Raw genomic sequence first — 6878 nt, 5'->3', positions numbered from 1 at the left:
CGTGATCGCCGCCGTCAGCGACGTCTTGCCATGATCGACGTGGCCGATCGTGCCAATGTTCACATGCGGCTTGGTGCGCTCGAATTTACCTTTTGCCATAGTCTCTTTCCTTGGACGGCCTGGACATTCAGTTCAGTCGAATGCGGGGCGATTAGCGACAACGGCTGAAAAACACAAGTGCCTTGTGGCTGAGCGCGCCCGCCCGGTCAGAACCCATGATCCGATTTCGGGGGGATGTGGCATGCATATAGGACGTCCAGCGGAAAATGAAATGGGCGAAGCCGGCTCCGCGACTGGCCCATTGCCGCCGCTGCACGGGTCTGATCTCCTCGCTCGATGCAGTTCATCCCGACAAACCTCCGCGGTCCGCTGTTCATGGTCGTCTCGACCGGGTCCTATCTGGTCAACGATACGATGATGAAGCTCGCCACCACCGGCCTGCCGCCCTACGAGGTGCTGTTCCTGCGCGGCATCGCGGCGGCGCTCTGGGGAGTCCCGCTGCTTGTCCTGCTCGGCTACGCCAGGCAGGTCCCTTTGATCTTCGAAAGGAAGGTTCTGCGCCGCAACCTGCTCGAACTGGCGGCGATCCTTTGCTACGTCGTGGCGCTCGCCAACATGCAGATCGCCGATTCAACGGCGCTCGGGCAGATCACGCCGCTGCTGATGCTGGTCGGCGCCTCGGTGCTGTTCGGCGAGCGTATCGGCGGCGCGCGCATGGCGCTGATCGGGGTCGGCTTCATCGGCGCGCTGATGGTGGCGCAGCCGACGATGCAAGGGATTTCGGTCTATGCCTTGCTGGCGCTCGGCAACGCGGTCCTGTCGGCCGCACGAGATCTTGCCGGCCGCAAGGTCGGCGCCGAGGTGCCGGGCATGATCGTCGCCATTTCCGCCGTCGTAGTCGTGCTGGTCGGCTCCGGCGTCGCGCATCTCGTTTCCGAGCGCTGGGTCATGCCGGAGCCCCGCCACCTCTTGCTCATCGCCGGCGCCGGACTGTTCCTGATCTTCGGCCATTTCTTCATCTTCATGGCCTATCGCGTCGGACCGACGAGCGCGGTGGCGCCGTTCTACTATTGCTTCACCGTCTGGGCGGTCATCTCAGGCCTGCTGGTGTTCGGCCAGTTTCCCAACGCGCTCGCCGTTTGCGGCATCCTGCTGGTGGTGGCCAGCGGCCTTGCCATCGTGTCGCTGGACGAAAGAAGGCGCCGGCTGATACCGGTTGCCTAGGCCAGGCAGCCAAGCGTTTGACTCCCAGGATTTCTGGGCGGCACTTCCGCGTGCCTTTCATGCCGGAAATCTGGAGCGGGTAGCGGGAATCGAACCCGCATATTCAGCTTGGAAGGCTGCTGCTCTACCACTGAGCTATACCCGCGCCTTACACTGAAGTACCGGATTCACCCAAAAAGCGCCATGCGCTTTTCGGTCCGAGACTTTTTCGTTTCAGGGCTTCCGGGCCGGCAGTGGTGGAGAGGGTTGGATTCGAACCAACGTAGGCTAAGCCAACGGATTTACAGTCCGTCCCCTTTAACCACTCGGGCACCTCTCCAGTCTGCCGCCGGAGCCATGCAACGAGGCATTTGCCGATCCGGAGCCCGAGTAGAAGTCTTCTCCGAAATCAGCGAAGCGCCTTATGGCGGCAAGGCTGGTGGGTGTCAACCGCACGTCCCGGCAAAATGCGCTGAATTTGACAGCATCCTCGGCAAGCCGGCTTCTGCCAGTATCCATGGCCCGACGACACGGCTATAGAAGCCCGCCATGAGCAAAGACAACAAGCCCGGAACACCCAAAGACACTCACTACGCCAAGCTGCGTCGCGCCCACCGCGACCAGAAGGCCGGCGGCGCACCCGCATTCCGGCCGCGCCAGCCGCTGCCGCCGGGCGAATCCCCCGGCGACGGCCTGGTGCGGCTCTATGGCCTGCACACGGTGCGAGCCGCGCTCGACAATTCACGGCGCAAGATCAGGAAAATGCTGGTGACGCGCAACGCCGCCGAGCGGCTGGCGATCGCCGACCTCGCCGCCCTGCCCTTCAAGGCCGAGCTGGTCGAGCCAAAGGAGATCGACAGGATCACCGGGTCGGATGCCGTGCATCAGGGCGTGCTGATCGAGGCCGAGCCGCTGAAGCCGAAGCGCCTTGACGCGCTTGGCGACACTCAGTTGGTGCTCGTGCTCGACCAGGTCACCGATCCGCACAATGTCGGCGCGATCCTGCGCTCCGCGGTCGCCTTCGGCGCCGGCGCGCTGATCACCACGGCCCGCCACAGCCCGCAGGAATCGGGCGTGCTGGCGAAATCCGCCTCCGGCGCGCTGGAACATATTGATCAGATTGAGGTGAAGAACCTCGCCGACGCGCTCGGCCAGTTGCATGAGGCCGGCTTCCAGACCATCGGCCTCGATTCGGACGGACCGGCCGAGTTGGAGAAAACATTCGCCGGCGACAAAATCGCGCTGGTGTTGGGCGCCGAAGGCAAGGGCCTGCGTCAGAAGACGCGCGAGACGGTGACGGCGCTCGCCCGCCTCGACATGCCGGGTGCGATACGCTCGTTGAACGTTTCCAACGCGGCGGCGGTGAGCCTTTATGCGGCGCGAAAGTTCCTTTCCGAGGATTGAACGAGCGACCTGGATGTTCGAGACGTTCTCAGATCGGGGCGAATGGCTTGCGTTTCTTGCGAGCACAATCGGCACTCTACGAACGCTCACTCCATCGGAGTTCTACGACGAGGCGAACGACCGCTACCATGTGTTGATGGAAGACATATTTCGGCTTGTCCATACGCTTGAAAATCCCGCCGATATCAAAAAATTTCTCGACGATGCCTGTTGGGAGACCTGGCTGCCCAAAAGTCCAGGAGACTTGACCTCCATGGACGCCACGGAGATCCATCATCGGGTCGCCTGCAACCTGGCCGATGAAAGGTGGGTTGACGGAGCTCTCAGCCAGGCGTTCGAGAACGGCACACTTGTTCTTGCGCTTGAGCGGATCGGGGCTGAAATCGACAAGTTCAAGCTGGCGGACATCAACCAGCAATTTCCCTAACCACATCGCGATTTGCGCCGACGCTCATCTCGTGGTTGCGCGGAATATGAGAAACGGGCTCCGGCGTTTGACGCAGGAACCCGTTCTTGGCAGGCAAGAGCTGGCAGCTTGGGAACGTTGCGCCGCCTTCTCCCGACCTATGCTGCTTTGCCCTTGGCTTCGGTTGCTTGGCCGCCGACCTCGAAATTGGCCATCCGCTCCAGCGCCCTGACCAGCGCCGAGTGATCTTCCTTCGCCCCGCCATTGGCCGCGCATGAGTTGAATAGTTGCTGCGTCGTCGAGGTGTTGGGCAGCGAGACACCGAGCGCCTTGGCGCCCTCCAGCGCCAGGTTGAGGTCCTTCTGGTGCAGCTCGATGCGAAAACCCGGCGCGAAGGTGCGCTTGATCATGCGCTCGCCATGCACTTCGAGGATGCGCGAGGCGGCGAGCCCGCCCATCAGCGCTTGGCGAACCTTGGCCGGATCGGCGCCCGCCTTCGAGGCGAAGACAAGCGCTTCGCCGACCGCCTCGATGGTGAGCGCCACGACGATCTGGTTGGCGACCTTGGTCGTCTGGCCGACGCCGTTCGGGCCGACGAGGGTGATGTTCTTGCCCATCTTCTCGAACACCGGCTTTGCGCGCTCGAAGGCTTGTTCCTCGCCGCCGACCATGATGGTGAGCGAGGCAGCCTTGGCGCCGACCTCGCCGCCCGATACCGGCGCGTCGAGATAGTCGCAGCCGAGATCGTTGATCTTTTTCGCGAAGGTCTTGGTCTCGATCGGCGAGATCGAGCTCATGTCGATGACGAGCTTGCCTTTGGACAGGCCGGAGGCGACGCCGTTCTCGCCGAACAGCACGTCGGCCACCTGCGGCGTGTCCGGCACCATCGTGATGATGACATCAGCCGCCTTCGCCACGGCGGCATGGCCGGTGACGGTCTTCAGCCCTTTGCCGATCAGGTCAGCCGGCGGTTTGGAGCGATGGTCGCTGGCGACGACGGGGTAGCCGGCATCCAGCAAATGCCCCGCCATCGGCGCGCCCATGATGCCGAGGCCAATAAAGCCGATGGTTTCCATTGTTTCGCTCCTGAAATTCGTAACTGCAACTAGCCGAAGGTACGGCGCTGCCCTTCATCCGCCTGCCGGCACCTTCTCCCCGTATAGTGACGGGGAGAAGGAAGGCTTTAGGCGGCCGCGCTGCCCTGGCCGGCCAATGCCTTGAACCAGCCCAGCCCTGCGTCCGTGCCGGCCTTCGGCTTGTATTCGGCGCCAATCCAGCCGGCATAGCCGAGCCGGTCGATGTGCTCGTAGAGGAAGGGATAGTTGATCTCGCCCGTCCCCGGCTCGTGACGTCCGGGATTGTCCGCAAGCTGGATATGCGTGATACGGTCGAGGTTTGCCTCGATGGTACGGGCGAGATCCCCCTCCATGATCTGCATGTGGTAGATGTCGTATTGCAGGAACAGGTTCTTCGAGCCTATGCGGTCGATCAGCGCCAGCGCCTGGTCGGAATAATTCAGGAAGAAGCCCGGAATGTCCCGGGTGTTGATCGGCTCGATCAAAAGCCTGATGCCGGCCTGCTCCAGCTTCTCGGCCGCGAAAGCCAGATTCTCGGCAAAGACGTTCTCCAGCACCGCTCGGTCGGCTCCCTGTGGGGCGATGCCGGCAAGGCAGTTGATCTGCTCGCAGCCGAGCGCATGCGCATAGGTGATGGCCTTGGCCACCCCTTGCCGGAATTCCGGTACCCGATCGGGAAGCACGGCTATGCCGCGCTCGCCCTTTGCCCAGTCGCCCGGCGGCAAGTTGAACAGAACCTGCGTCAGCCCGTTCTTCTTCAGGCGCGCGGCGACGACGTCCGGCGCATGATCGTAAGGGCCGATATATTCGACGCCCTTGAAGCCGGCGCGGGCGGCGGCATCGAAGCGGTCGAGGAACTCGTGCTCGCCAAAGAGCATCGACAGATTGGCTGAAAAACGCGGCATTCTTTTTCTCCTTCTCCCCGCCGGGCTCAATCCAACATCATGATGGCCGTCGGCGCATCCTCATTGCGTTCGGCCAATTCCTCGAACTCGGTGATCTTGTCGATTTCCGTGCCCATGGAAATGTTGGTGATGCGCTCGAGGATGAATTCCAGAACGACCGGAACCTGGTGCTCCTTCATCAGGCGCTGCGCCTCCTTGAAGGCGCCGGCGAACTCTTCCGGCTTACGCACCCTAACCGCCTTGCAGCCCATCGCTTCGGCGACCGCGACATGGTCGACGCCGTAGCCTGCCTCGGGGTCGTTGGCGCGGTTGACGTTCTCGAAGGCGAGGCTGACCTCATAGTCCATCGAGAAGCCACGCTGCGCCTGGCGGATCAGGCCGAGATAGGCGTTGTTCACGACGACGTGGATGTAGGGCAGCCTGTGCTGCGCTCCGACCGCCAGTTCCTCAATCATGAACTGAAAATCGTAGTCGCCGGAGAGCGCGACGATATCGCGGTCCGGATCGGCCGCTCGCACGCCGAGGGCGGCCGGCAGCGTCCAGCCGAGCGGGCCTGCCTGGCCGCAATTGATCCAGTTGCGCGGCTTGTAGACATGCAGGAACTGCGCGCCGGCGATCTGCGACAGGCCGATCGTGGTGACATAGGTGGTATCGCGGCCGAAAGCCTTGTTCATCTCCTCATAGACGCGCTGCGGCTTCAGCGGCACCTGCTCGAAATGCGTCTTGCGCTTCATCGTCTTCTTGCGCTGCTGGCATTCCTTCGCCCAGCCCGACCAGTCGCGCAGCTTGCCCGCCGTCCGCCATTCGGTGGCGACGTCGAGCAGCATCTTCAGCGCCGCGCCGGCATCCGAGACGACGCCGAGGTCCGGCGCGAAGACGCGACCGATCTGGGTGGGCTCGATATCGACATGGATGAACTTTTTGCCCTTCGTGTAGACATCGACGGAGCCGGTGTGGCGGTTGGCCCAGCGATTGCCGATGCCGAAGACGAAATCGGCCTCGAGCATGGTGGCGTTGCCGTAGCGGTGCGAGGTCTGCAGCCCGCACATGCCGGCCATCAGCCGATGGTCATCAGGGATCGCGCCCCAGCCCATCAGCGTCGGAATGACCGGCACGCCGGTGACCTCGGCGAACTCGATCAGCAGGTCCGACGCGTCGGCATTGATGATGCCGCCGCCGGCGACGATCAACGGCTTTTCCGCCTGATTGAGCATCGTCAGCGCCTTCTCCGCCTGGGCGCGCGTCATCGCCGGCTTGAAGGGGGCGAGCGGCTCGTAGGCGTCGATGTCGAATTCAATCTCGGCCATCTGCACATCGACCGGCAGGTCGATGAGGACCGGGCCGGGCCGCGACGAGCGCATCAGATGAAAGGCCTTCTGCAGCGCCATCGGCACCAGATAGGGTTCCATGACGGTGACCGCCCATTTGGCGACCGGCGAGGCGATCGCGGCGATGTCGACGGCCTGGAAATCCTCCTTGTTGAGGCGCGCGCGGGGAGCTTGGCCAGTTATGCAAAGGATCGGAATGGAATCGGCCGCCGCCGAATAGAGCCCGGTGATCATGTCGGTGCCGGCCGGGCCGGAGGTACCGATGCAGAGGCCGATATTGCCGACCTTGGCCCGCGTATAGCCTTCGGCCATATGCGAGGCGCCTTCGACATGGCGCGCGAGAACGTGGCGAATGGTGCCCCTCGCCTTCAGCGCCGAATAAAGCGGGTTGATCGCCGCGCCCGGCACGCCGAAGGCGCACGAAATGCCCTCCTTTTCGAGAACGAGAACGGCAGCGTCGACAGCGCGCATCCTGGCCATTTGCAAGCCTCCACGAATTTGTTGGTTGGCTGAGCATGCCAGCACGCCCGCTATTTTTCAATTTTTTCAGAATATT

At 62.9% G+C, this 6878-nt stretch carries 7 protein-coding genes and 2 tRNA genes; 3 read left to right on the top strand and 6 right to left on the bottom strand.

Annotated elements, in window-relative coordinates:
- Nucleotides 1-99, bottom strand: a 99-nt coding sequence (locus EN781_RS21490; RefSeq protein ID WP_036253268.1) for a GTP-binding protein, incomplete at its 3' end; no start/stop codon positions are given.
- 237 nt (nt 100-336) lie between these two features.
- Here EN781_RS21490 and EN781_RS21485 point away from each other — a divergent pair.
- Nucleotides 337-1224 (top strand): DMT family transporter, encoded by an 888-nt coding sequence (locus EN781_RS21485; RefSeq protein ID WP_126054418.1) that lies wholly within the window; start codon nt 337-339, stop codon nt 1222-1224.
- Nucleotides 1225-1295: 71 nt separating this feature from the next.
- Here EN781_RS21485 and EN781_RS21480 read toward each other — a convergent pair.
- Nucleotides 1296-1369: transfer RNA gene (locus tag EN781_RS21480), tRNA-Gly, on the bottom strand.
- A gap of 89 nt (nt 1370-1458) precedes the next feature.
- Nucleotides 1459-1543, bottom strand: a tRNA-Tyr gene (locus tag EN781_RS21475).
- Nucleotides 1544-1752: 209 nt separating this feature from the next.
- Between EN781_RS21475 and EN781_RS21470 the strand changes: the two genes are divergently transcribed.
- Both EN781_RS21470 and EN781_RS21465 read left to right on the top strand, forming a co-directional pair.
- Complete coding sequence (locus EN781_RS21470) at nt 1753-2607, top strand: RNA methyltransferase (protein ID WP_127400303.1); 855 nt, start codon at nt 1753-1755, stop codon at nt 2605-2607.
- A 13-nt stretch (nt 2608-2620) separates the two neighbouring features.
- Nucleotides 2621-3034 carry a hypothetical protein gene (locus tag EN781_RS21465; RefSeq protein WP_126054416.1) on the top strand — a complete coding sequence of 138 codons (414 nt, stop codon included), beginning with the start codon at nt 2621-2623 and terminating at the stop codon, nt 3032-3034.
- Nucleotides 3035-3171: 137 nt separating this feature from the next.
- Here the strand turns inward: EN781_RS21465 and EN781_RS21460 are convergent, their stop codons facing one another.
- The 3 genes from EN781_RS21460 to gcl form a co-directional block, all read right to left on the bottom strand.
- Nucleotides 3172-4089 (bottom strand): 2-hydroxy-3-oxopropionate reductase, encoded by a 918-nt coding sequence (locus tag EN781_RS21460; RefSeq protein ID WP_126054415.1) that lies wholly within the window; start codon nt 4087-4089, stop codon nt 3172-3174.
- A 107-nt stretch (nt 4090-4196) separates the two neighbouring features.
- Nucleotides 4197-4994: a 2-oxo-tetronate isomerase gene (gene otnI, locus EN781_RS21455; protein WP_126054414.1), complete on the bottom strand. Its 798-nt coding sequence runs from the start codon at nt 4992-4994 to the stop codon at nt 4197-4199.
- 26 nt (nt 4995-5020) lie between these two features.
- The gene (gene gcl / locus EN781_RS21450; RefSeq protein ID WP_126054413.1) at nt 5021-6802 is read right to left on the bottom strand and encodes a glyoxylate carboligase; all 1782 of its coding nucleotides are present in this window, start codon (nt 6800-6802) and stop codon (nt 5021-5023) included.
- Nucleotides 6803-6878 lie beyond the last annotated feature (76 nt).

Source organism: Mesorhizobium sp. M4A.F.Ca.ET.090.04.2.1, assembly GCF_003999085.1.
Classification (GTDB): Bacteria; Pseudomonadota; Alphaproteobacteria; order Rhizobiales; family Rhizobiaceae; genus Mesorhizobium.
The sequence above is the reverse complement of the archived record's forward strand: the minus strand, read 5'-3'. Positions and strand labels throughout refer to the sequence as shown.